At 69.3% G+C, this 25,773-nt stretch carries 26 protein-coding genes; 13 read left to right on the top strand and 13 right to left on the bottom strand.

Going from position 1 to position 25,773, the window contains the following annotated elements; genetic code table 11:
- Window positions 1–14: 14 nt before the first annotated feature.
- Both ASE10_RS02090 and ASE10_RS02085 read left to right on the top strand, forming a co-directional pair.
- Window positions 15–725: an rRNA pseudouridine synthase gene (locus ASE10_RS02090; RefSeq protein WP_055902572.1), complete on the top strand. Its 711-nt coding sequence runs from the start codon at window positions 15–17 to the stop codon at window positions 723–725.
- Window positions 726–838: 113 nt separating this feature from the next.
- Entirely contained in the window at window positions 839–2,065 is a 1,227-nt protein-coding gene (locus ASE10_RS02085; protein ID WP_162250434.1) for a WG repeat-containing protein, read from the top strand.
- A 169-nt stretch (window positions 2,066–2,234) separates the two neighbouring features.
- Here the strand turns inward: ASE10_RS02085 and ASE10_RS02080 are convergent, their stop codons facing one another.
- From ASE10_RS02080 to trxA, 7 genes are all read right to left on the bottom strand, one after another.
- A complete protein-coding gene (locus ASE10_RS02080; protein WP_055902566.1) occupies window positions 2,235–4,040 on the bottom strand; it encodes a DUF885 family protein in 1,806 nt (601 codons plus the stop codon).
- Window positions 4,041–4,165: 125 nt separating this feature from the next.
- Window positions 4,166–4,972 (bottom strand): queuosine precursor transporter, encoded by an 807-nt coding sequence (locus ASE10_RS02075; RefSeq protein ID WP_235565808.1) that lies wholly within the window; start codon window positions 4,970–4,972, stop codon window positions 4,166–4,168.
- Window positions 4,969–6,174 (bottom strand): PQQ-dependent sugar dehydrogenase, encoded by a 1,206-nt coding sequence (locus ASE10_RS02070; RefSeq protein ID WP_055902563.1) that lies wholly within the window; start codon window positions 6,172–6,174, stop codon window positions 4,969–4,971. Before ASE10_RS02070 ends, ASE10_RS02075 begins: the two co-directional genes overlap by 4 nt.
- Before the next feature lie 5 nt (window positions 6,175–6,179).
- Window positions 6,180–6,845, bottom strand: a complete 666-nt coding sequence (locus ASE10_RS02065; protein ID WP_055902560.1) for a DUF502 domain-containing protein — start codon at window positions 6,843–6,845, stop codon at window positions 6,180–6,182.
- A 304-nt stretch (window positions 6,846–7,149) separates the two neighbouring features.
- A complete protein-coding gene (locus tag ASE10_RS02060; protein WP_082586035.1) occupies window positions 7,150–9,171 on the bottom strand; it encodes a bifunctional serine/threonine-protein kinase/formylglycine-generating enzyme family protein in 2,022 nt (673 codons plus the stop codon).
- A gap of 268 nt (window positions 9,172–9,439) precedes the next feature.
- Window positions 9,440–9,892 (bottom strand): DUF4442 domain-containing protein, encoded by a 453-nt coding sequence (locus ASE10_RS02055; protein ID WP_056099712.1) that lies wholly within the window; start codon window positions 9,890–9,892, stop codon window positions 9,440–9,442.
- Window positions 9,893–10,034: 142 nt separating this feature from the next.
- A complete protein-coding gene (trxA, locus tag ASE10_RS02050) occupies window positions 10,035–10,910 on the bottom strand; it encodes a thioredoxin (RefSeq protein WP_055902550.1) in 876 nt (291 codons plus the stop codon).
- Window positions 10,911–11,042: 132 nt separating this feature from the next.
- Here trxA and ASE10_RS02045 point away from each other — a divergent pair, with 132 nt between their 5' ends.
- Genes ASE10_RS02045 through ASE10_RS02035 form a run of 3 tightly spaced genes read left to right on the top strand, consistent with a single transcriptional unit; the run spans window position 11,043 to window position 12,498 of the window.
- Window positions 11,043–11,672: a hypothetical protein gene (locus ASE10_RS02045; RefSeq protein ID WP_056305233.1), complete on the top strand. Its 630-nt coding sequence runs from the start codon at window positions 11,043–11,045 to the stop codon at window positions 11,670–11,672.
- A gap of 23 nt (window positions 11,673–11,695) precedes the next feature.
- Window positions 11,696–11,896 carry a helix-turn-helix transcriptional regulator gene (locus ASE10_RS02040; protein WP_200944138.1) on the top strand — a complete coding sequence of 67 codons (201 nt, stop codon included), beginning with the start codon at window positions 11,696–11,698 and terminating at the stop codon, window positions 11,894–11,896.
- Entirely contained in the window at window positions 11,893–12,498 is a 606-nt protein-coding gene (locus ASE10_RS02035) for a DUF998 domain-containing protein (RefSeq protein WP_235566457.1), read from the top strand. Before ASE10_RS02040 ends, ASE10_RS02035 begins: the two co-directional genes overlap by 4 nt.
- Window positions 12,499–12,528: 30 nt before the next feature.
- Here the strand turns inward: ASE10_RS02035 and ASE10_RS02030 are convergent, their stop codons facing one another.
- Both ASE10_RS02030 and ASE10_RS02025 read right to left on the bottom strand, forming a co-directional pair.
- Window positions 12,529–12,780, bottom strand: coding sequence for a SemiSWEET transporter (locus tag ASE10_RS02030; protein WP_157480894.1), 252 nt, complete (start codon window positions 12,778–12,780; stop codon window positions 12,529–12,531).
- 112 nt (window positions 12,781–12,892) lie between these two features.
- Window positions 12,893–14,200: an amidohydrolase family protein gene (locus ASE10_RS02025; protein WP_055902537.1), complete on the bottom strand. Its 1,308-nt coding sequence runs from the start codon at window positions 14,198–14,200 to the stop codon at window positions 12,893–12,895.
- A gap of 177 nt (window positions 14,201–14,377) precedes the next feature.
- On the opposite strand from ASE10_RS02025, the gene ASE10_RS19895 reads away from it, so the two are divergent.
- From ASE10_RS19895 to rsfS, 6 genes are all read left to right on the top strand, one after another.
- On the top strand, window positions 14,378–14,545 hold the full coding sequence (locus ASE10_RS19895) for a hypothetical protein (protein WP_156087626.1): 168 nt from the start codon (window positions 14,378–14,380) through the stop codon (window positions 14,543–14,545).
- A gap of 178 nt (window positions 14,546–14,723) precedes the next feature.
- Window positions 14,724–17,483: a leucine--tRNA ligase gene (leuS, locus tag ASE10_RS02020; protein WP_055902535.1), complete on the top strand. Its 2,760-nt coding sequence runs from the start codon at window positions 14,724–14,726 to the stop codon at window positions 17,481–17,483.
- 259 nt (window positions 17,484–17,742) lie between these two features.
- Window positions 17,743–18,390, top strand: a complete 648-nt coding sequence (gene lptE, locus ASE10_RS02015; RefSeq protein WP_082559639.1) for an LPS assembly lipoprotein LptE — start codon at window positions 17,743–17,745, stop codon at window positions 18,388–18,390.
- A gap of 2 nt (window positions 18,391–18,392) precedes the next feature.
- On the top strand, window positions 18,393–19,439 hold the full coding sequence (holA, locus tag ASE10_RS02010; protein ID WP_055902533.1) for a DNA polymerase III subunit delta: 1,047 nt from the start codon (window positions 18,393–18,395) through the stop codon (window positions 19,437–19,439).
- A gap of 49 nt (window positions 19,440–19,488) precedes the next feature.
- A complete protein-coding gene (gene nadD / locus ASE10_RS02005; RefSeq protein WP_055902530.1) occupies window positions 19,489–20,154 on the top strand; it encodes a nicotinate-nucleotide adenylyltransferase in 666 nt (221 codons plus the stop codon).
- Between the two features lie 40 nt (window positions 20,155–20,194).
- Complete coding sequence (gene rsfS, locus ASE10_RS02000) at window positions 20,195–20,620, top strand: ribosome silencing factor (RefSeq protein WP_055902527.1); 426 nt, start codon at window positions 20,195–20,197, stop codon at window positions 20,618–20,620.
- Window positions 20,621–20,866: 246 nt separating this feature from the next.
- Here rsfS and ASE10_RS01995 read toward each other — a convergent pair whose 3' ends face one another.
- Window positions 20,867–22,414, bottom strand: coding sequence for an alkaline phosphatase PhoX (locus tag ASE10_RS01995; protein ID WP_055902525.1), 1,548 nt, complete (start codon window positions 22,412–22,414; stop codon window positions 20,867–20,869).
- 142 nt (window positions 22,415–22,556) lie between these two features.
- Here ASE10_RS01995 and rlmH point away from each other — a divergent pair, with 142 nt between their 5' ends.
- A complete protein-coding gene (gene rlmH / locus ASE10_RS01990; protein WP_055902522.1) occupies window positions 22,557–23,027 on the top strand; it encodes a 23S rRNA (pseudouridine(1915)-N(3))-methyltransferase RlmH in 471 nt (156 codons plus the stop codon).
- 142 nt (window positions 23,028–23,169) lie between these two features.
- Here rlmH and ASE10_RS01985 read toward each other — a convergent pair whose 3' ends face one another.
- The 3 genes from ASE10_RS01985 to ASE10_RS01980 all read right to left on the bottom strand — a co-directional run bounded on the left by ASE10_RS01985 (window position 23,170) and on the right by ASE10_RS01980 (window position 25,072).
- Complete coding sequence (locus ASE10_RS01985; protein ID WP_055902521.1) at window positions 23,170–23,841, bottom strand: energy transducer TonB; 672 nt, start codon at window positions 23,839–23,841, stop codon at window positions 23,170–23,172.
- A gap of 284 nt (window positions 23,842–24,125) precedes the next feature.
- Window positions 24,126–24,296: a hypothetical protein gene (locus ASE10_RS19890; RefSeq protein ID WP_156087627.1), complete on the bottom strand. Its 171-nt coding sequence runs from the start codon at window positions 24,294–24,296 to the stop codon at window positions 24,126–24,128.
- The gene (locus ASE10_RS01980; RefSeq protein ID WP_055903916.1) at window positions 24,293–25,072 is read right to left on the bottom strand and encodes an SIMPL domain-containing protein; all 780 of its coding nucleotides are present in this window, start codon (window positions 25,070–25,072) and stop codon (window positions 24,293–24,295) included. Before ASE10_RS01980 ends, ASE10_RS19890 begins: the two co-directional genes overlap by 4 nt.
- Before the next feature lie 123 nt (window positions 25,073–25,195).
- Here ASE10_RS01980 and ASE10_RS01975 point away from each other — a divergent pair, with 123 nt between their 5' ends.
- A complete protein-coding gene (locus ASE10_RS01975) occupies window positions 25,196–25,765 on the top strand; it encodes a Maf family nucleotide pyrophosphatase (protein ID WP_055902520.1) in 570 nt (189 codons plus the stop codon).
- Window positions 25,766–25,773: the final 8 nt, after the last annotated feature.

Below are 25,773 nucleotides of genomic sequence, written 5' to 3'. Positions count from 1 at the left end.
GCCGACTTTTTTCCATGTCCGAACCCCTACGTCTAGATAAACGCGTCGCAGAACTGACGGGCTGTTCGCGCGCGCAAGCCCAGCAATACATCGAGGGCGGCTGGGTCCGGGTCGACGGCGAGGTCGTGGAAGAGCCCCAGGCGCCGATCTCGACCCAACAGGTCGAATTGGACCCGGATGCGCGGCTGGAGCCGGCCGAGCCGGCGACGATGCTGCTGCACAAGCCGGCCGGCGTGGACTTCAAGGACGCCCCCGGCCTGGCCCTGGCGGCGGCCCACGCCGAGGGCGACCTGTCCGGCGTGCGCCTGCTCAAGCGCCATTTCCACAACCTGACCCCGCTGATGCCGATCGACGCGGAGGCCTCCGGCCTGGTGGTGCTGAGTCAGGACGGCCGGACCTGGCGCCGCCTGACCGAGGACTATGCGCAGATCGAGCAGGAGTTCGTGGTCGAAGTGAGCGGCGAGTTGGGGCCCTACGGCTTGAAGCGGCTCGCGCACGGCCTGGAGTACCGCGGGCGGCCGCTGGCGCCGTGCAAGGTCAGCTGGGCGAGCGAAACCCGTCTGCGCTTCGCGATCAAGAACGTGATGGGCGGGCAGTTGCGGCATATGTGCGCCCAGGTCGGCCTGGAGGTCGTTTCCAGCAAGCGGCTGCGCATCGGACGCATTTCGCTGAGCAAGATGCCGGTAGGCGAGTGGCGCTACCTGCCGGTGGGCGAGAAGTTCTGAGTCGTCGCGAGAGATGTGGGACGTGCGCGGATCGCCGTGATCGCAGCCATAGGGGCCGCGCGCGGCCCTTTCCGGGCGCGCGTGCGCATGCAAACATCGGACGCATGAGAAAGATGGCCAGGATCGCCTCAGTAGTTCTGCTTTGCCTCTTGGCGGCTTGCGCGCCGGTTCGCTTCTATCAGGCGATGACCGGCAAGGAGAGTCCGGAGCCTGAACCTGTTTCGATATCAGAGCGCGGGAAACGCGCGCCATCGCATCGGAAGGTCGCATCGCTCGGCGGCGGCCTGTATTTGGCCCGGATCGACAGGAAAGGCCGATCCGCCTTCGGCGTGGTGGATCAACGCAATCTCGTCGTCATCCCCATCGGCTATCAGCACATTGCCGATCTGGGCGACGAGGGCCTGCGCGCTATCGGCCTGCAGAGCGTGCGCAAATTCGATCGTCAAGGAAATGAATTGTCGGCCACCTTGTTCGCCAGGGAACTGCATTTCGTCAACGGTCAGGCGGTTGCCATCACCAAGCCTTCGGACGGGGATTTCAGGGACGATCGCTACGGCGTCATCGGCCAGGACGGAAGTACTGTCATCCCCTTCGAGTATCTCAACATCGTCGAAGTCAGCACCAAGTTGCGACCGGACGTCTCCTGGTATCAGGTGCAGCGCGATGTCGCCAAACCGGGAGAGCCGAGAAAGGTCCGCCGGGGCTTGCTCGATGCCCGAGGTCGGGTCGTGCTACCGAGCGAGTACTACGAAGTTTCGCCGGGCTACGCGCTCGATGGTCTGGATAACGGCTGGGCCCGCGTGTCCGAACAGGAGCACAAGAGCATCACTGTGAATTTCATCACCGGCTTGCGCATGCAACGGCCGGGCGGCAGCTATTACGGCCGGACGGTGGGCTATAGCACCCTGCTCAATCCAGAGCCTGAAACGCTCAACCCGTACGAAAAAATTCAGTGGCGCAAGGACCACGACGAACGTTATCGGCTGGAGTTGTTCGATATGTATGGCAAGCTGGTCTACGACCAGGGCGATATCGGCGATACCTGGGACTTGAGCGGACTCACCGCGGTGTGGCGAGCGAACAAGATAGCCCTGCTGGATGCCGATGGCCGGCCGCTGACCGATTTCAAGTACGACGAGATCAAGGACTACGGTGGCGGGCAGGCCCTGATGACCTCTTCCGGCCGTACGGTGTGCATCGATGCCGCCGATCCGCCGGGCACGGAGCGGGCCGCGCGCGACTGCGCGAAGGCCGCCACTAGGAAGGACGCAGGCAAGCGCGAGCGCCGACAACGAGGTCCGATGGCCGTGCCCGCTGGCTATCCCCGGTATGGCGGCTGAACTTCTGAAACGCGTGACGTGAGGTGCAATCCGCTTTTCCGCCGATCCGATAAGTGGCGTGCGTCTGCCGCGCCGGCAGGCGCGCCACCTCGCAGCATCGCCCGCGCTGGTCGCGGACAAAGAAAAAGCCGGGCATGCCCGGCTTTTTCTTGCATCACCGCATTCGCGGTCAGCCCTTCTTGCTGGCGATCCAGCGGTCGACCTTCTGCTGCAGCACTTCCAGCGGCACCGAGCCGTCCTTCAGCACTTCGGCGTGGAACTCGCGCACGTCGAACTTCGTGCCCAGTTCCTTTTCGGCCTTGCGGCGCAGTTCCTGGATCTTCAGTTCGCCGATCTTGTACGCCAGCGCCTGGCCCGGCCAGGCGATGTAGCGCTCGGCTTCGGCGGTGGACTGGGTTTCGCTCTCGGCCGAGTTGTCGAGCATGTACTTGATCACCTGCTCGCGGGTCCAGCCCTTGCTGTGCAGGCCGGTATCGGTGACCAGGCGGATCGCGCGCCACAGTTCGTTCTGCAGGTAGCCGAAGTAGTCGTAAGGGTCGGTGTAGACGCCCAGGTCCTTGCCCAGCGATTCGGCGTACAGGCCCCAGCCTTCGATGAAGGCGGTTTCGCCGCCGAAGCGGCGGAACGCCGGAATGCCGGTCAGTTCCTGCTGCAGCGCGAGCTGGAAGTGGTGGCCCGGGATGGCTTCGTGCAGGTACAGGTCCTCGGCGTCCCAGGTCTTGCGCGTGGGCAGGTCGTAGGTGTTGACGTAGAACACGCCCGGACGGCTGCCGTCCTCGCTCGGGCTGCGGTATTCGCCGCCGGCCGCGGACTGGGCGCGGAACGGTTCGACCGCGCGGATCTCGAACGGCGCCTTCGGCACCAGCGAGAACTGTTGCGGGATCTTCTGGTTGATCTTGGCTTCCAGCGCGCGGTAATGCGCCAGCAGGGCGTCCTCGCTCTTGAAGCCGAAGCGCGGATCGGTCTGCATGAACTTGAAGAAGTCCTGCAGCGAACCCTTGAAGCCGACCTGCGTCATCACCTTGCGGATCTCGCCGTGGATGCGCGCGACTTCGTCCAGTCCGATCTGGTGGATCTGCGCCGGGCTCAGGTCGGTGGTGGTGCGCTGGCGCGCGTTGAACGCGTACCAGGCCTGGCCGTTGGGCAGCTTGTCCAGGCCGACGCTGTCGCGCGTGGCCGGCAGGTACTCGTCGTTGATGAAGGCGCGCAGCTTCTTGTAGGCCGGCATCAGACGGGTGCCGATCATCTCGCGGTAGGCCGCGGTCAGGCGCTGCTTGTCGGCGTCGGAGAAGTCCTTGGGCAGGTTGGTGATCGGGCCCCAGAACAGCGTCTCTTCCGGCTTGTCCTTGATCAGCGCGTCGAACTGCGGGATGACCTTGATCATCAGCGCCTTGGGCTGGACCACGCCGGCCTTCATGCCCTGGCGCATGTTGTCGATCGCGGTGTCGAACAGCCCCGGCAGCTTGCTGCCGCGGGCGAGCCAGTTGTCGTAGTCCTTGACCGTCTTGAACGGCTGCGGGCCGGTGCCCGAACCCATCTGCACGGCGAAGCTGGCCATGCTGCCCATCTGGTTGATCGGCATCATCCAGTCGGGGAACTGCTCGGACTCCAGCGACATCTTCGAGTCGCGCACGAAGGTCTCGTAGCTCAGCAGGTCCTGGCCCTGCAGGCCGGCCGGGCCGATGTCCTGCACGGTCTTGAGCCAGCGCACGGTGAAGTCGTGCGATTCCTGGCGGTACTGGGCGGTGCCGAAGTCGGGCAACTGGTCGTTGTAGCGGTTGTCGCCCTGGAACGTGGCCTGGACCGGGTTGAGCTTGAGCACTTCCTCCCAGTACTGGCCGTACAGCGCGGTCAGTTTGGCGGCCTTGGCCTGGTCGACGGCGGCGGCCTTGGGCGTTTCGGCTGCATGGCCGGGCGCGATGGCCGCGGCGGCGACGGTCAGAGCGAGTGCGAGAGCGAGCGGACGCAAGGTCATTACGGGTTCCCCGGAGCGATGAGTGCCCCAGCATGGCCGAGCGCCCGCTCAGCCGCCCCGGTCGGAAGTCACGGGTCGCTGGCGATGCGCCGCGCCGATGGCCCGAATCGCGGCCTGCGTCGCGTTCAGACGGCGGCTTCGTCGCGCAGCTGTTCGGCGCGGGCCTGGCCGAGGTAGCGCACGATCGCCGCGCGCACCAGGTAGATCAGCGGGATCATCGCGATCGCGGCGAGCATCTTGTAGGCGTAGTTGACCGTGCTCACCGCCAGGAACAGCGAGGTCGGCCACTTCTGCGGCCCCAGCACGAAGGCGATGTAGAGCACCACGAAGCTGTCGACCAGCTGCGAGACCGCGGTCGAGCCGGTCGCGCGCAGCCAGATGTGCTTTTCGCCGGTGACGTTGCGGATGCGGTGGAACACCGCGACGTCGATCAGCTGGCCGAGCATGAATGCGACCAGCGAACCGGCGATGGTCCACAGACCCTGGCCGAACACCGCGGAGAATGCGGCCTGGTAGTCGTCCACGCCCTGCGACTGCGCGGCCTTGACCCACCAGTCGGCCGGCGCCAGCGAGATCGCCGCGAACGCGAACACGAAACCGTAGACGATCAGCAGCGCGGCCAGCCAGGAAATCGTGCGCACGCCGCGGCGGCCGAAGAACTCGTTGATGACGTCGGTCATCAGGAACACCACCGGCCACAGCAGGGTGCCGGCGGTGAAGCTGAGCGAGCCGCTCTGGCCGAACAGGTTCCACTGCAGCGCAGCGATGCCCAGGGTGTCTTCGAGCGCGAAGATCTTGACCCCGATGAACTCGGCCAGCACGGCGTTCACGCAGAAGAACGCCGACAGCACGATGAACAAGCGCAGCGCGCGGTCTTCCAGCGTCTTGGCGCCGATACCGGTCTGCACTTGGTTCATCGTTTCGTGGTTCATCGTTTCGGCCTCACGTAATAGATCACGCCGTACTTGTCGTCGGTGAACAGGAACGCGTCGCGGCCCATGCGGAGCACGCCGCAGGGGCGTCCGTTGACCTTGGCGCCGTCGAGGAAACCGGTGATCAGGTCGCCGCCGCTGCTGCCGTCGGCGTTGACCCGCACCAGTTTGTAGCCGTGGCCGATCTTGGCGTTGGTCGAGCCGTGCAGGGCGACCACGTACTGGCTGGACAGGGTGCTGTCGCCGGCCGGGAACCAGTCGACGCCGAGCGCGGACGCGTGTGCGGGAAACCAGCCGAACGCGCGCGGCACCTTGGCGCAGCCGGCCGGTCGCGGAAACTTGGGATCGGCGTAGACCTTGCCAGCGCTGTGGTAGCAGTGCGGCCAGCCGTAGTCGGCGCCGTCGCTGAGCTTGAAGAAGGTCTCGTCGGGCTTGTCGTTGCCGAGGTGATCGGAGCCCTGGTTTGTCGCGATCAGGCGGTCGTCGTGGGCGATCAGCCCGACCGCGTTGCGCAGGCCGCGCGCATACACGCGCGCGCCGCTGCCGTCGGGGTTGTACTCCATCACCGTTGCGCGCACGGCTTCCTTCTCGATGCAGGCATTGCAGCTGCTGCCGACCGAGACGTACATCTTGCCGTTGTTGGCGAACGCGACCGTGCGGGTGAGGTGCCAGCCGCCGTATTTGTAGCTCAGGCCGTAGTCGGGGTAGGTCGCCAGGGTCTGCGGCGCCGCGCTGGGCTTGAGGTCGCCGGCGCGATAGCGGTAGCGCACCAGCTTGTCGGTCAGGGCCAGGTACAGCCATTGCTGGCCGTCGCGGTCGGTATGGAAGGCCAGGCTGTTGGGATTGCGCTGGTCGGTGAGGTAGGGCGTGATGCTGGCGAACTTGGCCTTCTTCTCGTCCCAGCCGTCGAGGATCAATACCCGGCCTTTGCTGTTGTCGCTGAGGTCGCGCATGTCGGTGAGGAACAGGCGGCCGTCGGGGCTGCGGGCGAAGAAGCGGATGCGCTTGTAACCCTGCGCGACCGGCACGATCTCCAGGTTCGCCGGCAGCTTGAGCTGGAAACTGCGGCCGTCGTCGAGCTTGACGGTCTGCGCGACCAGCGGCGCAGGCGCGGCGGCGGCGGCGGGCGCGGCGATCGCGGCGCACAGCAGCGCGGCGGCGAGCAACAACGGGCGGAAGTGGAAGCGTCCTTGCAGATTCATGCGGGTCAGCTCGCGGCTTTGACGTCGGCGGGGACGGAGAAGGGAATGGTTTCGGGCGAGACCGCGCCGCCGGAGATGATGAAGCTCATCGCCTGATCGACGGTCCAGTCGGTCGGGGTGATCTTTTCCACCGGCACGATTTCCAGATAACCCGAGGTCGGGTTGGGCGTGGTCGGCACGTACACCGCGGCCAGCTCGCGGCCGGTGCCCTGTTCCTTGAGCACGCGGGTGACGAAGCCGATCGACTTCATCTCGGTGTGCGGGAAGTCGATCAGGACCACGCGCTGGGTGCCGTCGGGCTTGGTCTGCAGGATGTCGAGCAGCTGGCGTGCGCTGGAGTAGATCGTGTTCGCCAGCGGGATGCGCTTGATCAACGATTCGAAACCGCGCAGCGCGGTCTGTCCGACCACGCGCCGCGCCATCACCCCGGACAGCAGGATCACGCCCAGCGTCGCGGCCAGGGCCAGCGCGGTGGCGAACCAGCGTTCGGTGAGCCAGCCCAGCGCCTGCGGATTGGTCGCGGCGAGGTTGGCCAGGAGCGGATCGATCAGCGGGCGGCTGGTGTCGGACAGCAGCACGAACACGAACTTGACCACGACCCAGGTCAGCCATATCGGCAGCAGGGTCAGCAGACCGGTGAGGAACAGGCGTTGCAGGCTGGACATGCGCATGGCGCCAGATTGTAGGCGAGCGCGGGCAAGGGCGGCGGTGCGTGGTGGCGATTTGGCGGGAAAAGCGGCTGTGCGGGCCGCCGCGTCGTGGTTCTACAGACTCGGCGCGAACGGCTGGGACGGTGGGGCCGTGGGCTCGCATCGTCGTCGTCCGCCGGATCGCGCGGCATGCGGTTCGCCCTTCGGCTCACCGCCTCCTACGGTGGAGGGTGGGGTGGGCGTGGGACGTAGGGTACGGCGACCACCGCACCATCGTCATCGGCCGGATCGCGCGGCGATACCGGCAATAACGTCGGGACTGCGCCTAGCGCTCGCGTACCAGACGGAAGCCGACGTCGTCGTAGCCGCGCGCGGCGGCCAGCGGGCGCTGGGCCTGGTTGCTGCGCCAGGAGGCGCCGCTGGCCTGGCGCTGCTGGCAGTCGCGGCCGCAGTCGCGCAGCCACATCGACAGCGCGCGGCCGGGGGTGTCGTTGAGGTGTTCGGCTTCGGCCGCGCTGGGCAGGCGGTAGCGGCGGCCGGTCTGCTGGCTGTACCACTGCGCATAGGCTTCGGCGTCGGCCTGCGAGACGCAGACCACCGGTTCGGCGTCGGCCTGCTTGAAGCCCGGCGACTCCCAGTTGCGCGGCGCCAGCACGCGCAGCAGCGAGGCGCGTTCGCGGCACAGCGCCGGGCTGCGGCCGCTGGCGCTGGCGAAGCGCGCGTACTCGGCGCGGCTGACCGGGCGCGGGCTGAGCGCGACGGTGACGCGGCTGTTGTCCTGGATCAGGCTGCCGACCGCGATCGGTTCGCCGGCGGCGACGCCGCCGACGGCCCGGGCCTGGGCCATCAGGCGGGTGGCGGTGGCCTTGGGCAGGTCGAAGCCGGCGGCGAGCGCGGCGGTGCGTTGCGCGTCCTCGCGGTCGTTGCGCTTGGCGTCCAGTTCCAGGCGCGCCTGCAGCGCGGCCGCGGCCTGCTCGCGCAATGCGCGCATCGCGGGCGAGTCGGCGCTGCCGGTCTGCTGGGCCAGGGTGGTGGCGTTGAGCAGGTGTTCGCGCGCGCGCTGGTCGTTGCGTTCGCGCACCGCGACGGCGATCTGGTCGCCGAGCGCGTGGGTGAGTTCGGTCACGCCGGCGCGCACGTCCGGACTGGTGCTGTCGGCGTGCCAGGCGGTGAGCAGGCTGTTATAGGCGTTGCCGTCGGCCGGCGCGGTCAGTTTGCCCTGGCGGATGTAGCGACGCGCTTCTTCCAGCGAGCGTTGCAGCGGCGCTTCCGGCAACGGCGCGAGCATCGCATCGGTGGGATCGCCGGGGGTGGCGACCGCTGCGGCGGCGCCGACCGGCGCGGCGGTGCCGGCCTGGACGCGGAAGAAGCCGTCGTCCTGGCGATTGTTCAGGCCGAAGCCGATCGCGACCACCGCGACCGCGGCGGCCGCGATGCCGGCCCACAGCGGCACCGCCCATTGGCGCAGGCGGCTGGCGCGCGGAATCATGCGCTTGATGGTGTGCTTGAGGCCGCTGCGCTGCACGTCGGCGAGCGCTTCGGCCATCTCGGCGGCGTCCTGGAAACGCTGCCCGGGCTGCTTGCACAGGGCGCGATTCATGAAGCGCTGCCAGTGGCGCAGGTGCTGCGGCAGTTTCGGAATCGGATCCTGGGCGTGCATCACCGCCATCGACAGCGCATCGGCGGCTTCGAACGGCAGGCGCCCTGTGAGCATTTCCCAGCCCAGCACGCCCAGGCTGTAGAGATCGGCGCGGCCGTCGACGTCTTCGCCGCGCGCCTGTTCCGGCGCCATGTAGGCGGTGCTGCCCACGGCCAGGCCGGCGGCGGTCACGCGCGGGCCGAAGCCACGGCGCAGGGCGATGCCGAAATCGGCGAGCAGCGGACGTTCGGCATCGTCGAACAGCACGTTCTCGGCCTTGACGTCGCGATGCACGACGCCGCGCGCATGCGCGTAGTCCAGCGCCGACAGCAGCGTCTCCATGATCGAGATCGCGCGCGGTTCGTCCTTGCTCAGATCGCGCTGGCCGAGGTGGCCGCGCGAGAGGTAGGGCATGGCGTAGTAGGGCAGACCCTCGCGGGTGCGGCCGACTTCGTGGATCACGACGACGTTGGGGTGTTCGAGCCGCGCGATGGTGCGCACTTCGTTCTCGAAGCGGCGGCGGCTGACTTCGTCGGCCAGCGCGATCGGCTGCATGACCTTGATCGCGACTTCGCGCGCCAGGCCGATCTGTTCGCCCAGGTACACGGTCGACATGCCGCCGTGATTGATCACGCGCAGCAGGCGATAGCCGGTGATCTCCGGCAACGGTGCTGCGATTTCGTGCGGGTTTTGTGTAGACCTGGACATCGCGGCCCCCTGTCGCGAGTGCCCAGCATACGCCGATGCGTGCCGGGACTGACCACACTCACATCACGCAAATTACGTGAAGACGCGCCATCCATTGGCGCGCACGCCTATTGTGCCTCGTTGCGAGCGCAAGGCGACAGGCCGCGTGTGGCGGTGCGCCTGCGTCCTGCCGCTGGCGCGTCGGGATTGGCCCCATTGCGTCAGAAATCGACCGTCGCCGGTCTGCGCATCGTGAACGCCGCCACGTCGGGCACGGCGCGGAGGGGCGTCAGCCGCGGCCCGGCTTGCGGCGCACGTAAAGCTGCTTGCGCACGCGTGCGACCACTTCGCCGTCGGCGTCGATCACGTCGGTGTCGAACCAGTGCAGGGTCTTGTCGCCGCCGGCGGTGGCCGCGCGCAGTTGCTCCAGTACCTGTTCGTCGAGCGCGAACTCGGCGTGCATCGTGCCGCGCCCGGGTTTGACGAATTCGATCGTGCCCATCTTGTCCCAGACGATGTAGTCGCGGCCCAGCGCGCTCAGCGTGAGCAGCATCCAGAACGGATCGGTCATCGCGAACAGGCTGCCGCCGAAGTGGGTGCCGACGTAGTTGCGGTTCCACGGCCGCATCCGCAGCTCGACCTGGGCCCGGCGGTAATCGGGCGCGATCTTGCGCACCCGGATGCCGCTGAACAGGAACGGCGGCCACAGGTTGAGGCCGAGTTTGAGGGTGCTGGCTTTCATGCGCGGCCGGGGAGCGGTGAGAGGCGCCCAGCCTGCCATACGCATGCGTATAGTCAAGCCGCGGATGGTCAAGCCGCGCGACGGCGCCGCGCGGGCGCCGCCTCGGGTTTGCGTTCGGGACGGTGCGCCGGGGCGCCGCGTCTCAGAACAGCAGCGACGACATCTTGCGGCGGTAGCGACCGACCAGGTCCTCGTCCTCGACCACCCGGAAGGCGTCGATCAGGACCTTGCGCGGCAGGCCGTCCTGGTAGGCGCGGTCGCGGCGCAGCATCTCGATGAACTGCTCCAGCGCGGCCTCGGACTGGCCGCCGACCAGACGGTGCGCGCCGAGCAGGTGGCGCGCGCGCAGGTCGCTTTCGTCGCTGGCGATCGCCGCCTCCAGCACTTCCGGCGGCGGCGCGTCCTTGAGCACAGCGGCAAAGCCCAGGCGTGCGCGGGCGCGCAGGGCGCGGTCGTCGGTGGCGAGGTTGGCGGGCAGGGCGTCCAGCAGGTGTTCGGCCTCGGTCGCCGCGCCGGTGCGCAGCAGGGCCAGGGCCAGGTCGAGCTTGCGTTCGTCCTGGCCGGGCTCGGCCGCGACCTCGGCGCGCAGGCGCACCACTTCGGCGTGCGGGTCCAGTTCGGCTTCCGCGGCGACCGGCGCGGCTTCCTCGGCGGCCGCGGCCGGCTGGATGCCGTGGTGGCTCAGGAACTCGCGCAACTGGCCTTCGGGCAGGGCGCCGGGGAAACCGTCGACGAGCTGACCGTCCTTGACCAGGTACACGGTCGGGATCGAGCGGATCTGGAACATGCCGGCCAGCTGCTGCTCGGCTTCGACGTCGACCTTGGCCAGGACGAAGGCGCCGTTGTACTCGGCGGCCAGTTTTTCCAGCAGCGGGCCCAGGGTCTTGCAGGGTTCGCACCATTCGGCCCAGAAGTCGACCAGCACCGGCGTCTGCGCGGATTTCTGGATGACGTCGGCTTCGAAACGGTCGGTGGTGGCGTCGAAGACGTGCGGCGAGGCGGTGGCGGAGGCGGTCATGGGTGGTCCCGGAAAGCGATCCAGCGGACATGGTGCCAGTCGCGGGGGAATCCAAGGCATGTAAAAGATACTTGACATGCGCCGCAGCGAATGTAATGTGAAGCGTACATATTGTCTGGCAGGGAAGACATCATGATGACGCGTACCTGGAGTTTGGCCGGGCTGTTGGCGGTGGCGGGGCTGGCCTTGTGGCTGCTGATCGCGAGCCCGTCGGCGGTGCTGGGTTTCGACGGCGGCAAGATCGGCGTGGCCCTGCTGGTCGCCACCGCCTGGGTGTCGCTGTGGCGGCTGCAGCGGGTGCCGCGCGCGGAGTTCGAAGGCCGCGCCGCGCCGGCCGAATGGCGGGCCTGGATCGGCCTGGGCTTCATGGCCGTGGCGGTGGCCTATTACCTGGCCAAGCTGCAAGCCTTCCAGGGCGCGGAAATCTGGCGCAACCCCGAGGCCGGCGCGGTCGGCCGCCATCTGGTCCTGCTGCTGGCGGCATGGGCGGTGCTGTCGCAGTTGCTGAGCTCGCGCTGGCAAGGTGCGGTCGAGGAGGACGAGCGCGACCGCGAAATCGCCCGCCGCGCCGCCGACTGGGGCCGCGGCGCGCTGACCTTGAGCGTGATCGCGATGGCGGTGACGCTGGGTTTCAGCCCCGCCGGGCGACTGGACTGGGCGACGCCGGCGATGGTGTCCAGTCTGCTGGTGTTCGCGTTGATGTGCGGCTGGCTGTTCGAATATGCGGCCAGCGCAGTCCACTATTGGCGCGGCCGGCACTGAGCGCGCGCATGGGCAGCACACCGATCGCGAACCAGATCCGCCGCCTGCGCTTCGAGCGCGGCGAAATGACCCAGCAGGCGCTGGCCGATGCCTGCGGCGTGACCCGGCAGACCATCATCGCGCTGGAGGCCGGACGCTACGCGCCGTCGCTGGAGCTGGCGTTCCGGATCGCGCGCGCGTTCGGGGTCGGAGTCGAAGACGTATTCGCATGGGAGACGACGTGAAATCCTGGAAATCGATCGTGGCCGCGGCGGCGCTGGTGTCGTTCGCGCTCGCCCTGGCCGGCTTCGGCGCGGTCCTGGACGGCTATGCGCACAGCCGCCATCCGGTCGCGCTGTTGGGCGCCGCCGGCGTGCCGTATGCGCTGTGGTTCAACCTGCTGGCGTTCGTGCTGCCGGGCGTGCTCGCCGCGGCGGTCGCGGTGGGCCTGCGCCAGTCGCTGGCCGGCACGCGCTGGAGCGTGCGCGTGGGTGCGCAGCTGGTGCTGCTGTCGGCGCTGGCGTTCGCGGCGCAGGGCCTGTTGCCGCTGGACCCGCAGGATTTCGACGCCGCGCCCAGCCGCCTGCACGCGACCGTGTGGTTGCTGTGGTGGCTGGCCTTCGCCGCCGGTGCGCTGGCGATCGCGATCGGCAGCCGCAGCCGCGCGCGGCCGGAGCTGCGCGGCTTCAGCCAGGCCAGCCTGATCGCGGCGCTGGCGGTGCTGCTGTTCGCCTTGGTGCTGCCGTCGCTGTTGCCGGTGGGCCTGGCCCAGCGCGCGGCGTTCGGCGCCTGGCTGCTGTGGTGGCTGGCCGCGGCGCGCGCGCAGGCGGCGCCGCGCCCATCGTGAGCTTGCGCTGGGGCAGGGCGGCGCGCGGCCTCAGCCGTGCTTGAGCTTGAGCCCGAGGATGGTCGCCGCCAGCACGAAGGTGATCGCGTTGGACACGATCATCGGCCAGGACTGCAGCGCCACGCCGTAGCCGAACCAGAAGCCGACGCCGACGGTGAACACCACGTACATGCCCAGGGAAATGCCGCGCGTGTCGCGGCTGCGGATGGTCTTTACCGCCTGCGGCAGGAACGACAGCGTGGTCAGCGTGGCGCCGACGTAACCCATCCATTCCAGGTCCACGGGCGTTCTCCTGGCTGTCGGTGTGGCTATCGATCCGGCTATCGGTGTGTCTGTTGTCGCGGGCACGGCCGCGACGCCGGCCGGGGCTGCCGGCGCGACGTCGCGACCAGGTTCATTCCGCGGCGCCGGGTTGCTTGTAGACCTTGCCGTCCTTCATCACGAACGCGACCTTCATCACCGCGTTGATGTCGGCGATCGGATCGCCCGGCACCGCGACGATATCGGCGCGCTTGCCGGCTTCGATCACGCCCTGGTCGTCCACGCCCAGGACTTCGGCGGCGCGGATGGTTGCGGCCTGCAGCGCGGTCGCGGCCGGAATGCCGGCTTCGACCATGTAGAGGAACTCGCGCGCGTTGTCGCCGTGCGGGCCCACGCCCATGTCGGTGCCGAACGCGATCTTGACCCCGCCGCGGTAGGCGCGGCCGGCGGTGTCCTGGATCTGCGCGCCGATGCGCGCGGCCTTGGGCCGCACCACTTCGGGGAAATAGCCGTCGATCTTGGCCTTCTCGGCGACGAAGCGGCCGGCGTAGATGGTCGGCACGTACCAGGTCCCTCTCTGCTTCATCAGCGCCATCACTTCCGGGCTCATGTAGGTGCCGTGCTCGATGCTGGTGACGCCTCCTAGCACCGCGCGCTTCATGCCTTCCTCGCCGTGGGCATGGGCGGCGACGCGGTAGCCGTAGTCCTTGGCGGTGTCGACGATGGCCTTGACCTCTTCGACGGTGAATTGCGGCGCGTCGCCGGACTTGGCGTAGGACAGCACACCGCCGGTGGCGGTGATCTTGATCACGTCGCTGCCGTCCTTGTAGCGCTGGCGCACGGCCTGGCGCGCGTCCTCGATCGAGTTGATCACGCCCTCGGTCGGGCCGGGCGGGCCGATCAGGTGCGAGAGCGCGTCGTTGTAGCCGTTGGTCGGATCGGCGTGGCCGCCGGTGGTGGCGATCGACTTGCCCGCGGCCCAGATCCGCGGCCCGTCGACCAGGCCCTGGTTGATCGCGTCGCGCAGGTGCGGGCTGACTTCGCCGCCGAGGTCGCGCACGCTGGTGAAGCCGGCCAGCAGGGTCTTCTTGGCGAAGCCGACCGAGCGGAAGGCGAAGTCGACGTCGTCGAGGCGGAAACCTTCGGAATAGCTCTGCGGGCTGGACTGCGAGGCCAGGTGCACGTGCAGATCGGTCCAGCCCGGGGTGCAGGTGTGCCCGCTGAGGTCGATCGCGAGCGCGCCGGCGACATCGGCGCGGCCCGGCAGCACTTCGGCGACTTTGCCCTCGCGCACCACCACCGTGCGTGCGTCCAGCAACCGGCCGCTGCGCGCGTCGAACAGATGCCCGCAGTGCAGGGCGGTCGGCGCTTCGGCGGCGAGGGTGGGCGGGGCCAGGAGGGCGGCGAGGACGAACGATACGGCGGCGGTCAGGCGGGTCATCGTGGATTCCGGCGGTGCTCGTGGAGGAATCGATGCGCCATACGCTGGCGCACCGGCAAATAGTGCGACCGACTTCGCACATGCGGGGACGAATGCAGGGACAATCGCCCGCGCGGTCCGGGAATGGCCGCCGCAGCATGCAAGCGAACCTTTGCGGAAATCAACTGGAGGTCGTCCATGAAATTGACGCTCTGTCTGCTCGCCGCGTTCGTCGCGATGTCGCTCGCGCCGGTCGTGGCCGTAGCTGCCAATCAGCCGTTGCTGCTCTGTCCGATCGGATACAAGGCCGCGCCTGTATACGACAGCACCGGCAAAGTCGTCACCTGGGTGTGTGTGAAACGCTGACGCCGTCGCCGCGGCCGGCGAGCGCCGCCGGCCGCGGCCATACCCCCTTCGACGCCTCGGGGCGGCCGCCGCGCCGGGTCCGACCCAGGCCAGACATGGGCCCAGGGCCGGCCGCCATGGCGGGCTTTTGTGCACTGCGGTAGGCTTTCCGGTCTTTCCTTGCCCTGCCAGACCCCCTGTGTCCAGCGACGTCGCCCCAGCTCCCACCGACAGCCACGCCTTCGACCCCAAGTCCGTAGAGGTCGCCGCCCAGCAGTTTTGGGACGGCACCCGCGCGTTCGAGGTCGACGAGCGCTCCGACAAGCCCAAGTACTACTGCCTGTCGATGCTGCCGTACCCTTCGGGCGCGCTGCACATGGGCCACGTGCGCAACTACACCATCGGCGACGTCATCAGCCGCTACAAGCGCATGACCGGCCACAACGTGCTGCAGCCGATGGGCTGGGACGCGTTCGGCCTGCCGGCCGAGAACGCCGCGATCAAGAACAAGACCGCGCCGGCCAAGTGGACCTACGCCAACATCGAACACATGAAGGCGCAGCTCAAGACCATGGGCTACGCGATCGACTGGTCGCGCGAGTTCGCGACCTGCCGCCCGGACTACTACGTCCACGAGCAGCGCATGTTCGTGCGCCTGATGAAGCAGGGCCTGGCCTACCGCAAGAACTCGGTGGTCAACTGGGACCCGGTCGACCAGACCGTGCTGGCCAACGAGCAGGTGATCGACGGCCGCGGCTGGCGCACCGGCGCGCTGGTGGAAAAGCGCGAGATCCCGCAGTGGTTCCTCAAGATCACCGACTACGCCCAGGAACTGCTCGACGGCCTGGACGCGCTGCCGGGCTGGCCGGAGGCGGTCAAGACCATGCAGCGCAACTGGATCGGCCGCAGCGAAGGCCTGGAGATCCGCTTCGAGGTGCGCGACGAGGCCGGTAATGCGGTCGAACCGCTGACGGTGTTCACCACCCGTCCCGACACCCTGATGGGCGCGACCTTCGTCTCGATCGCCGGCGAACACCCGCTGGCCCTGGCCGCGGCCGAGGGCGATCCCGACCTGGCCGCGTTCCTGGCCGATCTCAAGCGCGGCGGCGTCACCGAGGCCGAGCTGGAGACCCAGGAAAAGCGCGGCATGGACACCGGCCTGCGCGCCCTGCATCCGGTCACCGGCGAGGAACTGCCGGTGTATGTGGCCAACTTCGTGCTGATGAACTACGGCACCGGCGCGGTCATGGCCGTGCCCGGCCACGACCAGCGCGACCACGAGTTCGCGCTGCGCTACGCGCTGCCGATCAAGATGGTGATCGTGCCCGACGAAGTGCGCGACGCGCTCGACGAGATCGGCCGCCACGTCGCCCGCCACGACGACCCGATGCGCAGCGCGCTGGGCGAAGCCGGTTCGGTCGACGTCTACGACACCGGCGCCGCGGTGCAGGTGGTGGAGGACTTCCAGCGCCGCATCGTCGAGGAATCGGCCTATACCGAGCGCGGCTGGCTGGTGAATTCGGGCGAGTTCGATGGCCTCGACTTCCAGCAGGCGCTGGATGCGATCGCCGCGCGCTACGGCGGCGACGGCCGGGTCGTGCGCCGGGTCAATTACCGCCTGCGCGACTGGGGCGTGAGCCGCCAGCGCTACTGGGGCTGCCCGATCCCGGTGATCCTGTGCCCGAACTGCGGCGACGTGCCGGTGCCGGAGGATCAACTGCCGGTGGTGCTGCCCGAAGACGTGGCCTTCAGTGGGGTGCAGTCGCCGATCAAGGCCGACCCCGAGTGGCGCAAGACCGTATGCCCGAGCTGCGGCGGCGCAGCCGAGCGCGAAACCGACACCTTCGACACCTTCATGGAGTCGAGCTGGTACTACGCGCGCTACACCTCGCCGGGCGCGGCCGCGCAGGTCGACGAGCGCGCCAAGTACTGGACGCCGGTCGATCAGTACATCGGCGGCATCGAGCACGCGATCCTGCACCTGATGTATTTCCGCTTCTACCACAAGCTCATGCGCGACCAGGGCCTGGTCGACAGCGACGAGCCGGCGACCAACCTGATGACCCAGGGCATGGTGATCGCCGAAACCTTCTACCGCGACCTCGAAGACGGCTCCAAGGACTGGATCAACCCGGCCGACGTCGAGATCGCGCGCGACGAGCGCGGCCGCATCGTCGGCGCGACGCTGAAGTCCGACGGCCAGCCGGTGCATATCGGCGGCACCGAAAAGATGTCGAAGTCGAAGAACAACGGCGTCGACCCGCAGTTGATGGTCGGCAAGTACGGCGCCGACACCGTGCGCCTGTTCTCGATGTTCGCCGCGCCGCCGGAGCAGTCGCTGGAATGGAACGAGGCCGGCGTCGAAGGCATGGCGCGGTTCCTGCGCCGGCTGTGGACGATGGTGCACAAGCACGCCGCCGACGGTCCGGCGCCGGCGCTGGACCTGGCGACGATGGACGCCGCGCAGAAGACCCTGCGCCGCCAGTTGCACGAGACCATCCAGAAGGTCGGCGACGACTACGGCCGCCGCCACAGTTTCAACACCGCGATCGCCGCGGTGATGGAACTGCTGAACCATCTGTCCAAGTTCGACGACGCCAGCGGCAACGGCCGCGCCCTGCGCCAGGAAGCGCTGGCCGCGGCGGTGCTGCTGCTCAATCCGATCACCCCGCACGCCAGCCATGCGCTGTGGCAGGCGCTGGGCCACGGCGAAACCCTGCTCGAAGACCTGGCGTTCCCGCAGGCCGACGCCTCGGCGCTGCAACGCGACGCGCTGACGCTGGCGGTGCAGGTCAACGGCAAGCTGCGCGGCACCATCGAGGTCGCGGTCAACGTCGCCAAGGAAGACGCCGAGCGCCTGGCCCTGGCCGAGCCGAACGTGATCAAGTACCTGGAAGGCCTGACCGTGCGCAAGGTGATCGTGGTGCCGGGCAAGATCGTCAATATCGTCGCGAGCTGAGGCCGCGGCGATTCCCTCGCTCCCCGCTGCACGGGGAGCGGGGCCGCGGCGTTCGCGGCACGCGGGCAGGGATGGGGTGTCGCAAGCCCGGGTGTTTCGCAGCGCCCACGGCGGCGCCTGCGAAAATTTCGATTCTTCTGAAACTTGCGGCCCTCCATTCGTGCGGAGGCCGGAGTAGCGGCTCAGACCCCTGAAGCCTCGTTCAGCCGAATCCGGCGCCGCTATTGATGCGCGCGGCCCGCTCGTCCAGACTTCGCGCATGACCCCTCGTCCGTTCATCGCCGTCGCCACGGCCACCCTCGCGCTGGCCTTGTCGGCCTGCGGTTTCCAACTGCGCAGCGCTCTGACGTTGCCGCCGGACCTGGGTCCGGTGCGGGTGGTGTCGGTGGATCGCTACAGTCCGCTGGCCGAATCGCTGGCCCAGGCGCTGACCCGCGCCGGAGCGGTGCCGGCCTCGGCGGACACCGAATCGGCCGCGGTGCTGGACCTGATGTCGGAGCGCTGGGGCGATACCCCGGTCGCGCTCGACCAGCTCGGCCGCGCCCAGGAATACAGCCTGCGCTACGCGGTGATCTTCGAACTGCGCAAGGCCGACGGCAGCCCGCTGGTGCCGCGCCAGACCGTCGAACTGTCGCGGGACTACGTCTCCAACCCGGTGACCTCGCTGGGTACCGAGGGCGAACGCGAAACCCTGCAGCGCGAAATGCGCCGCGAGATGAGCGCCTCGGTGCTGCGCCGCATCGATGCGGTGGTGAAGAAGGTCGACGGCGGTGCCGCCGCGCCCAGCGCGCAGGGCGAGCCTCCGATCGCCACCGACGCCGCGCAGGCGGCGATGGAAGCGGCCGGCTCGGCCGCGCCGCAGGCCCCCGCGAAGACCGAGCCGGCGCCGCCCAAGCCGCCGCGCTGACGATGGAACTCAAGCCGGAACAGCTGGCCGCCCAAGTCGCGTCCGAGCCGCTGCGTCCGGCCTACCTGATCGCCGGCCCCGAGCCGCTGCGCGTGCTGGAAGCCGCCGATGCCGTGCGCGCCGCCGCCCGCCAGCAGGGCATCGCCGAGCGCGAAGTGTTCGAAGCCGAAGGCAACCAGCGCGAACCGGACTGGAACGCGCTCGAGGCCAGCTTCCGTGCGCCCAGCCTGTTCGCCAGCCGGCGCCTGGTCGAATTGCGCCTGCCCACCGGCAAGCCCGGCAAGGACGGCGCCGAGGTAATTTCCGGCTTCTGCGCCGATCCGCCGCAGGACGTGTGCCTGCTGGTGAGCTGCGGCGAATGGAGCAAGCAGCACGGCGGCAAGTGGAGCGAGGCGATCGGCCGGGTCGGCCGGGTCGCGATCGCCTGGCAGATCAAGCCGCACGAATTGCCCGAATGGATCGAGCGCCGCCTGCGCGCGCGCGGCCTGCGCGCCGACCGCGACGCGGTGCAGAGCCTGGCCGACCGGGTCGAGGGCAACCTGCTCGCCGCCGCCCAGGAAGTAGACAAGCTCGCCCTGCTGTCCGACGGCGAAGCCATCGACCTGGCGCGGATGGAATCGCTGGTCGCCGACGCCGCGCGTTACGACGTGTTCCGGGTCGTGGATGCGGCCATGAACGGGCAGGGCGCGCAGGTCTCGCGCATGCTCGCCGGCCTGCGCGCGGAAGGCGAAGCGGTGCCGGCGCTGCTGGGCATGGTGGTGATCGAACTGCAGCGCGGCGCCGCGCTGGCGCGGGTCAACGCGCGCGGCGGCAATCTGTCGGCGGAGTTCAAGGCGCAGCGGGTGTGGGATTCCAAACAGCCGATGTACCGGCGCGCGCTGCAGCGCCACGACGCGCGCCGTTGGGACGCGTTCGTGGCCCAGGCCGGGCGCGTCGATCGCATGGCCAAGGGCCGCGAAGCCGGCGACGCCTGGATCGCGCTGGAACGCCTGTTGCTGGCCGTCGCCGAACCGCGCGCGGCGCGGCTGCTGGTGTCGGGCGGCGCGTGAGCGCGGTCGCCCCGCGCGATCGCCGCCTGCGTTCGACGGCGGCCGGACGATGAGCTTGCGGGTCTACTACGGCGGCACCTTCGATCCGGTCCACGACGGCCACCTCGCGATCGCGCGCGCCGCGCGCGACGCCCTGGACGCGACCATCCGCCTGATGCCCGCGGCCGATCCGCCGCATCGCGCGCCGCCGGGCGCGAACGCCGCGCAACGCGCGCGCATGCTCGATCTCGCGGTGGCCGGAGAACCGCGGCTGCTCGTCGACACCCGCGAACTCGCCCGCGCCGGCCGCTCCTACACGGTCGAGACCCTGCGCGAGCTGCGCCGGGAGATCGGCGACGCCGCGCCGGTCGCGCTGCTGGTCGGCGCCGACAGCTTCCTGGGCCTGCCGCAGTGGCACGAATGGCGGGCGCTGTTCGACCTGGCCCATTTCGTCGTCGCCCAGCGCCCCGGCAGCCCCCTGGAGCAGGGCCTGGCGCCTGAACTGGCGGCCCTGGTCGCCGGCCGCGACGCGGCCGACGCGGCCGCCCTGCGCGCCGCCCCGGCCGGCCGGGTACTGCGCCTGAACCAGCCTCTGCACGCCGAATCGGCCAGTGAGGTGCGCCAGCGCATCGCCGCCGGCCGGCCCTGGCAGGACCTGGTGCCGGCGCCGGTGGCCGTCTATATCGAGCGCCATGGCCTGTACGGAGGCCAGGCGGCGGCCGGCGCTCCGTTATAATCTCCGACGCAACCCCGCTTAGTCCCCCAGAGTCCTTTCCTTGACCAGCCAAGCCCACGTCATCAAGACCCGCATGCCGACCCCTCCCCCGTCGACCGACGCTCTGCTGAGCACGGTGCGCGCGGCGGTCGAGGAACTCAAAGCCAAGGACGTCGTCGAGATCGATGTGCGCGGCAAGAGCAGCGTCACCGACTACATGGTGGTCGCGTCGGGCACGTCGACCCGCCACGTCAAGTCGATCGCCGACGAAGTGGTCAAGTTCGCCAAGAACCTCGATGTCATGCCCCTGGGCGTGGAAGGCGAGCGCGAGGCCGAATGGGTGCTGGTCGATCTGGGCGACGTGGTCGTGCACGTGATGCTGCCGCGCGTGCGCGAGTTCTACGCCTTGGAGCGCCTGTGGACGGTCGGCGATCAGCCGCCGGAATTCGGCGATGCGCTGGAGACCGACGAGGAGGATCGGCTGTAAGGCCGTTCCTCATCCGTAACACCTGATTCGTAACAGACGACGGCGCCCGAGGGCGCCGTTTTCGTTTGCGTCCGCTGCCTGTTGCCATGCGAACGCCTTCGCGTGTGGGAACGACGCGAGTCGCGATTGGACAGCCTCAAGCGACGAATTCTGCCGCGACTGAGGTTTCAATCGCGGCTTACGCCGCTCCTACAGGGCATCCGTCGCCGCAGGGAGCGCCGTGGGCCGGCGCTTCCTGCGCCGGCCTTACAAGGGGCCGCGTTCCCACGGTCCCGTGATCGCCACGGTGATCCCCGGCGTCTGGATATTGACGAACAAGGTGCGCGCGAACGGGTCCCAGCAGGCGCCGCAGAACTCGGTGTCGCGGTAGTCGCCTTCCGGCACCGACTTGCCGGCGTCGGCGATCTGCTGCGAAGTCAGGGCGACGTTGTTCTTGGCGAAATAGAACGATTCGCCTGCGCGGGTCAGGCCGATCAGGCGTGCGCCGGGGCCGTATTCGTCCGGACTTTCGCCGCCGTCCTCGCACAGGATGACGCCGCCGCGCGCGCTGACGCTGACGTTGTCGGGGTTGTGCGCGGCGAGCTGGTTGCCGCTCACGAACAGCGCGCGCAAGCGCTGGCTGGCCAGGTCCAGCACCCATACCGAACCGTTGCCGCGGCCCTTGCGGCCCTGGCTGTCGACGCCGGTGCTGGTGTCGACGATGAACATCTTGCCGTAGCTGTACCAGATGCCTTCGCCGCGGCTCATGCGCAGCGCGCCGTCGCTCCAGGCCTGCGCGAACGTGCCGCTCAGGGTGTCGCCGGCGGAGATGTCGGGGAAGCCGGCCGGGGCGGTGATCGAATCCAGATCCGGATCGGCAATGTCGACCCACTCCAGCGCGTACTCGGTGCCGATGCTGGCGACGGTGAGATCAGCGTTGCGGCGTCCGCGTACGCGCGCGGCCTGCAGGCGGCCGCCGTGCTCGAGCGAGCCGTTGCGGCCGGCGCGGTCGTTGGGAATGAAGCGGTACAGGCCGGCCTTGTTGCGGTCGTCCTCGGTCAGATAGACGATGCCGGTGCGCGGGTCGATCGCCACCGCCTCGTGGCTGAAGCGGCCCAGGCCGATCAGCGGCCGGCCGGTGGTGCGTTCGCTGCGCGGATCGACCTCGAACACGTAGCCGTGCTTGCGGCCGGCGCTGGAGACCGCGTCGCTCTTGATCTCCTCGCAGCTCAGCCAGGTGCCCCAGGGCGTGGGGCCGCCGGCGCAGTTGACCAGGGTGCCGCCCAGGCTGGGTTCCAGGCTGCCCCATTCGCCGTTGCGGTAGCTCAGCGTGGTGGTGCCGCCGCCGGCGAACTTGCCGCCGCCGAGGTCGCCCTTGTCGTACATGCCCGGGGCCTGGATCGGCGTCGCCGCGCCGCGCTCGTGGTTGCGGATCAGCACGTATTCGGGGCCGTGCGGGCGCAGGCGGCCGGCGCCGATCTCGTGCGGCCGGCGCCCGCCCGGACGCACGCCGACCACGGCCATGCCGTCATGGCGGTCGGGGCAGGGCTGGCCGTCGTCCATGCGGTCGCCGCTCCAGCCGAAGGAGCGGTAGCTGAAGCCGCGCGGCAGCTGCAGCAGCGGCAGGCCGGTGCTGCGATCGGCGACCGGGGCGAGCGGGCCGTAGCGGCTGGGAACGGGGGCGAGCCGGGTCGGGTCTTGGGCGGCGAGCGCTTGGCGCGAATACAACGCGCCCAGCGTGCTCATCGCGCCGACCGCCATCGCGGCGGCGCTGCCCTTGAGGACCTGGCGGCGGGAGGGATCGAAAGCATCCATGGTGCAGCTCCTGCTGGCTGGGGGAGCCTGCACGCTAGGTCGGCGCGGTAACCGTTCGATGACGCGAGCGTGTCACAGCGCCCAAATGCGACGCAGGCGCGGTTTGGCCCGTGCATGCGTCGCGGACCGCTACCATGTCGCGATGAAAGCGAAACTGATCGCCGTCGGCGAACGCGCGCCGCGCTGGGTCGCCGAGGGCTTCGGCGAATACCAGAAGCGGCTCTCGCACTGGCTGCCGCTGGACCTGGTCGAGATCGAGCCGGGTCTGCGCGGCAAGGGCCGCGATGCCGCGCGCGCGACCGCGGACGAAGGCGCGCGCGTGATCGCGGCCTTGCCCAAGAACGCCTGCGTGGTCGCGCTGGAAGGGCGCGGGCGGCTGTGGACCTCGGAACAGCTGGCGCAGCGCCTGGAGCATTGGCGCGGCCAGGGTCGCGATCTGGCGTTCCTGATCGGCGGCCCCGAAGGCCATGCGCCCGATGCGCTCGCGCGCGCCGACGAGCAGTGGTCGCTGGGGCCGCTGACCCTGCCGCACATGCTGGTGCGCCTGGTCGCGGCCGAGCAGCTGTACCGCGCGGCGGCGCTGCTGGCGAACCATCCGTACCACCGCGCCTGAGCACACCGCGCCTGAGCACACCGCGCCTGAGCACACCGCGCCGGGGCACACCGCGCCTGAGCATCGCCGCGCCTGAGCGAGGCGACACGCAAAAAAAAACGGCCCGGCCATACCGGCCCGGGCCGCTCCCTCGCCAAGGGACTCAACGTTCCAGAGTGAATTCGATCGGCACCCGTCCGCGCGCCTGCACCGGCTGGCCGCCTTCCATCGCCGGCTGGAAGGTCCAGCGCGACATCACCACGCGGCGTGCGGCCTGATCGAGCACGCGGTGGCCGCTGCTCTTGACCACGGTCACCTCGACCGGCTTGCCGTCGATGCCGACCAGGATTTCCAGCATCACTGTGCCGGTGAGGTTGTTGCGCACCGCCTCGCCGGGATAGCTGGGCGGCGGGTTGTTGACCACCTGCAGGGTCGCGCCGGTCAGGATTTCGCCGCGGCCGATGTCGTTCTTGGCGAACACTTCGGGCTGCTGCGGCGTTTCCGGCACGTAGATGCTGTCGGTCTCGATCGGGTCGACCACGGGCCGCGGCGGCGTCTCCACCAGCACCTGTTTCGGCGCGATCGTCGGGTTCGGCTTGGGCTCCTTGCGGATCTCGCGCTCGACCACTTTCGGCGGCGGCTCGGTCACCTTGGGCTTATCGCGGAACAACACGTCGGTGATGAACTCGTCGGGCTTCTCGATCAGCTGCGGCGCCGACAGCGGCACCAGCAGCAACATCAGCAGCACCGCGTTGACGGCGATCGCCCCGGCGTTGCCGGCGATGCGGTTGTAGTCCAGTTGCGGACGGTCGGGATGCGGGATCGCGTGCGCCATGGAAGCTCTCCTGGTGTGGTCTGCACGGATCGAAACGGGCCGGGATCGCGGGCGGGGTTAAGCCGCGCGGAATTTTTTTCGATGGCGCGTCGGCGCCTCGTCGGCGCCTGGGGACGTGCGGCACGGCGCTGGCGCGGGGACTGCTCCAGCGTAGTGGTCTGGCAGGCAAACACCGCCGCCAAGCCGATCGGCAAAGAGCGCGGCGCGGCCGGTCAGCCGTCTGCGCGCCGCAAAATGAAGAAGGCCCGCTTGCGCGGGCCGTCGGTGCTGCGGGTGCCGGGCGATCACTCCTCGGCCGGATCGGGCGCCGGGTCCGGCTCGCGTTCCAGGCCGCCCTCGTCCGGATTCGGCGGCCGCTTGGGATGCGGCTGGCGCGCGTCGTCCGGGTTGCGCGGCTGCGGCTCGGCGTAGCCGGGCGCGGGTTTGCGCGGGTCGGGGGCGGCCGGGGAGCTCACTTGCCCAGCTCGAAGACCACGTCGAGGTTGATCGACAGCGCGCTTTCGCCCGGCGAGATCGAGGTGTCGGCGGCGGCGCCGGCCTTCTCCATCCGCGCCATCGTCATCATCGGCATCGGCGGGCTGAAACGGCCGCCCTCGCTGACGCTGACGATGCGGCGCACCTTCAGCCCCAGGGTCTTGGCGTACATCTCGGCGCGCGCCTGGGCCTTCTCGATCGCACTGCGGCGGGCTTCGTCGTAGGCGGTTTCCTTGATCTTCTCGTCGATGTCGAAGGTCGGGCCGTTGATCTGGTTGGAGCCGTTGGCGACCAGGGCGTCGAGGATCTTGCCGACCTTGGCGATATCGCGCACGGTCACGTTGACGTTGTTGCTGGCCTGGTAGCCGGTGATCACCGGCGGCTGGTTCTCGGCGTAGCGGTACTGCGGGTTGAGGTTGACGCCGCTGGTCTGGACGTCGCGGTCGGCGATGCCGGCGGCCTTGATCGCGGCCACCACCTTGGCCATCTGCTCGGCGTTGGCGCGCATCGCGCCGTTGGCGTCGGCGGCCTGGGTGACCACGCCGGTGGAGACGGTGGCGATGTCGGGGACGCGCTTGGCCTCGGCCTGGGCCGACACCGAGAGCAGGGTGCCGTCGGTGGCCACGTAGGCCGGAGCGGTCTGGGCGGTGGCGGACATGGCGGTGACGGCTCCGAGGGCGAGAGTGGCGGCCAGCACCAGGGGGCGCAGGGCGAAACGGGATGTGGAGGTACGGTGCCAGCTTGGCGAGGACGACATGTTCAACTCCTGTTGATGTGGGAATAGGGTGTTGCCGAGCTGGTTAACGAACCGTGATCCGCGGCGGGGTTGGCGCCCGTCGCGTCGGCCGGCGCTCAGTCAGCGCGGGTTATGCTTCGCAGAATGCTCTATCTCGCCTCCAAATCGCCACGCAGGCACGAGTTGCTCGGCCGCCTGGGCCTGCCGTTCGGCGTGCTCGACCTCGACATACCCGAGCACCGCCAGCCCGGCGAGCCCGCCGAGGACTACGTGCGCCGGGTCGCGCGCGAGAAGGCCGGCGCCGGTCTGCTGAGCGTGGTCGCCAACCCGAGCGCGCTGGTGCTGGGCGCGGACACCGAGGTCGTGCTCGACGACGAGGTCTTCGGCAAGCCGCGCGATGCGCAGGACGCCGCGGCCATGCTGCGCCGGCTGTCCGGGCGCAGCCACCGGGTGATCTCGGCGGTGTCGCTGGTCTCGCCGGCGCGCGAAGCGCAGGCGGTGTCGGTGTCGGAGGTCGTGTTCGAGACCCTGGACGAGCCGCGCATCGCCGGCTACATCGCCGGCGGCGAGTGGCAGGGCAAAGCCGGCGCCTACGCGATCCAGGGCCGCGCCGAGGCCTTCGTCAGCCGATTGTCGGGCAGCTACTCCGGCGTGATGGGGCTGCCCCTGCACGAAACCGTACGCCTGCTGCGCGAGGCCGGCCTTGATGCGTGACCCGCGCG

Source organism: Lysobacter sp. Root76 (assembly GCF_001428685.1).
GTDB lineage: Bacteria > Pseudomonadota > Gammaproteobacteria > Xanthomonadales > Xanthomonadaceae > Lysobacter.
This window is presented reverse-complemented; position numbering and strand designations above follow the sequence as displayed.

Coding starts and splice junctions, on each gene's coding strand:
- ASE10_RS02055 (WP_056099712.1), bottom strand. CDS start 9,892: ATGAAAGCCAGCACCCTCAAACTCGGCCTCAACCTGTGGCCGCCGTTC.
- ASE10_RS01975 (WP_055902520.1), top strand. CDS start 25,196: ATGCTCTATCTCGCCTCCAAATCGCCACGCAGGCACGAGTTGCTCGGC.
- ASE10_RS02075 (WP_235565808.1), bottom strand. CDS start 4,972: ATGAACCACGAAACGATGAACCAAGTGCAGACCGGTATCGGCGCCAAG.
- ASE10_RS02025 (WP_055902537.1), bottom strand. CDS start 14,200: ATGACCCGCCTGACCGCCGCCGTATCGTTCGTCCTCGCCGCCCTCCTG.
- ASE10_RS02045 (WP_056305233.1), top strand. CDS start 11,043: ATGATGACGCGTACCTGGAGTTTGGCCGGGCTGTTGGCGGTGGCGGGG.
- ASE10_RS02080 (WP_055902566.1), bottom strand. CDS start 4,040: ATGACCTTGCGTCCGCTCGCTCTCGCACTCGCTCTGACCGTCGCCGCC.
- ASE10_RS02060 (WP_082586035.1), bottom strand. CDS start 9,171: ATGTCCAGGTCTACACAAAACCCGCACGAAATCGCAGCACCGTTGCCG.
- ASE10_RS19895 (WP_156087626.1), top strand. CDS start 14,378: ATGAAATTGACGCTCTGTCTGCTCGCCGCGTTCGTCGCGATGTCGCTC.
- holA (WP_055902533.1), top strand. CDS start 18,393: ATGGAACTCAAGCCGGAACAGCTGGCCGCCCAAGTCGCGTCCGAGCCG.
- trxA (WP_055902550.1), bottom strand. CDS start 10,910: ATGACCGCCTCCGCCACCGCCTCGCCGCACGTCTTCGACGCCACCACC.
- ASE10_RS02065 (WP_055902560.1), bottom strand. CDS start 6,845: ATGCGCATGTCCAGCCTGCAACGCCTGTTCCTCACCGGTCTGCTGACC.
- ASE10_RS01995 (WP_055902525.1), bottom strand. CDS start 22,414: ATGGATGCTTTCGATCCCTCCCGCCGCCAGGTCCTCAAGGGCAGCGCC.
- ASE10_RS02070 (WP_055902563.1), bottom strand. CDS start 6,174: ATGAATCTGCAAGGACGCTTCCACTTCCGCCCGTTGTTGCTCGCCGCC.
- ASE10_RS01985 (WP_055902521.1), bottom strand. CDS start 23,841: ATGGCGCACGCGATCCCGCATCCCGACCGTCCGCAACTGGACTACAAC.
- rlmH (WP_055902522.1), top strand. CDS start 22,557: ATGAAAGCGAAACTGATCGCCGTCGGCGAACGCGCGCCGCGCTGGGTC.
- ASE10_RS02085 (WP_162250434.1), top strand. CDS start 839: ATGGCCAGGATCGCCTCAGTAGTTCTGCTTTGCCTCTTGGCGGCTTGC.
- ASE10_RS01980 (WP_055903916.1), bottom strand. CDS start 25,072: ATGTCGTCCTCGCCAAGCTGGCACCGTACCTCCACATCCCGTTTCGCC.
- lptE (WP_082559639.1), top strand. CDS start 17,743: ATGACCCCTCGTCCGTTCATCGCCGTCGCCACGGCCACCCTCGCGCTG.
- ASE10_RS02090 (WP_055902572.1), top strand. CDS start 15: ATGTCCGAACCCCTACGTCTAGATAAACGCGTCGCAGAACTGACGGGC.
- nadD (WP_055902530.1), top strand. CDS start 19,489: ATGAGCTTGCGGGTCTACTACGGCGGCACCTTCGATCCGGTCCACGAC.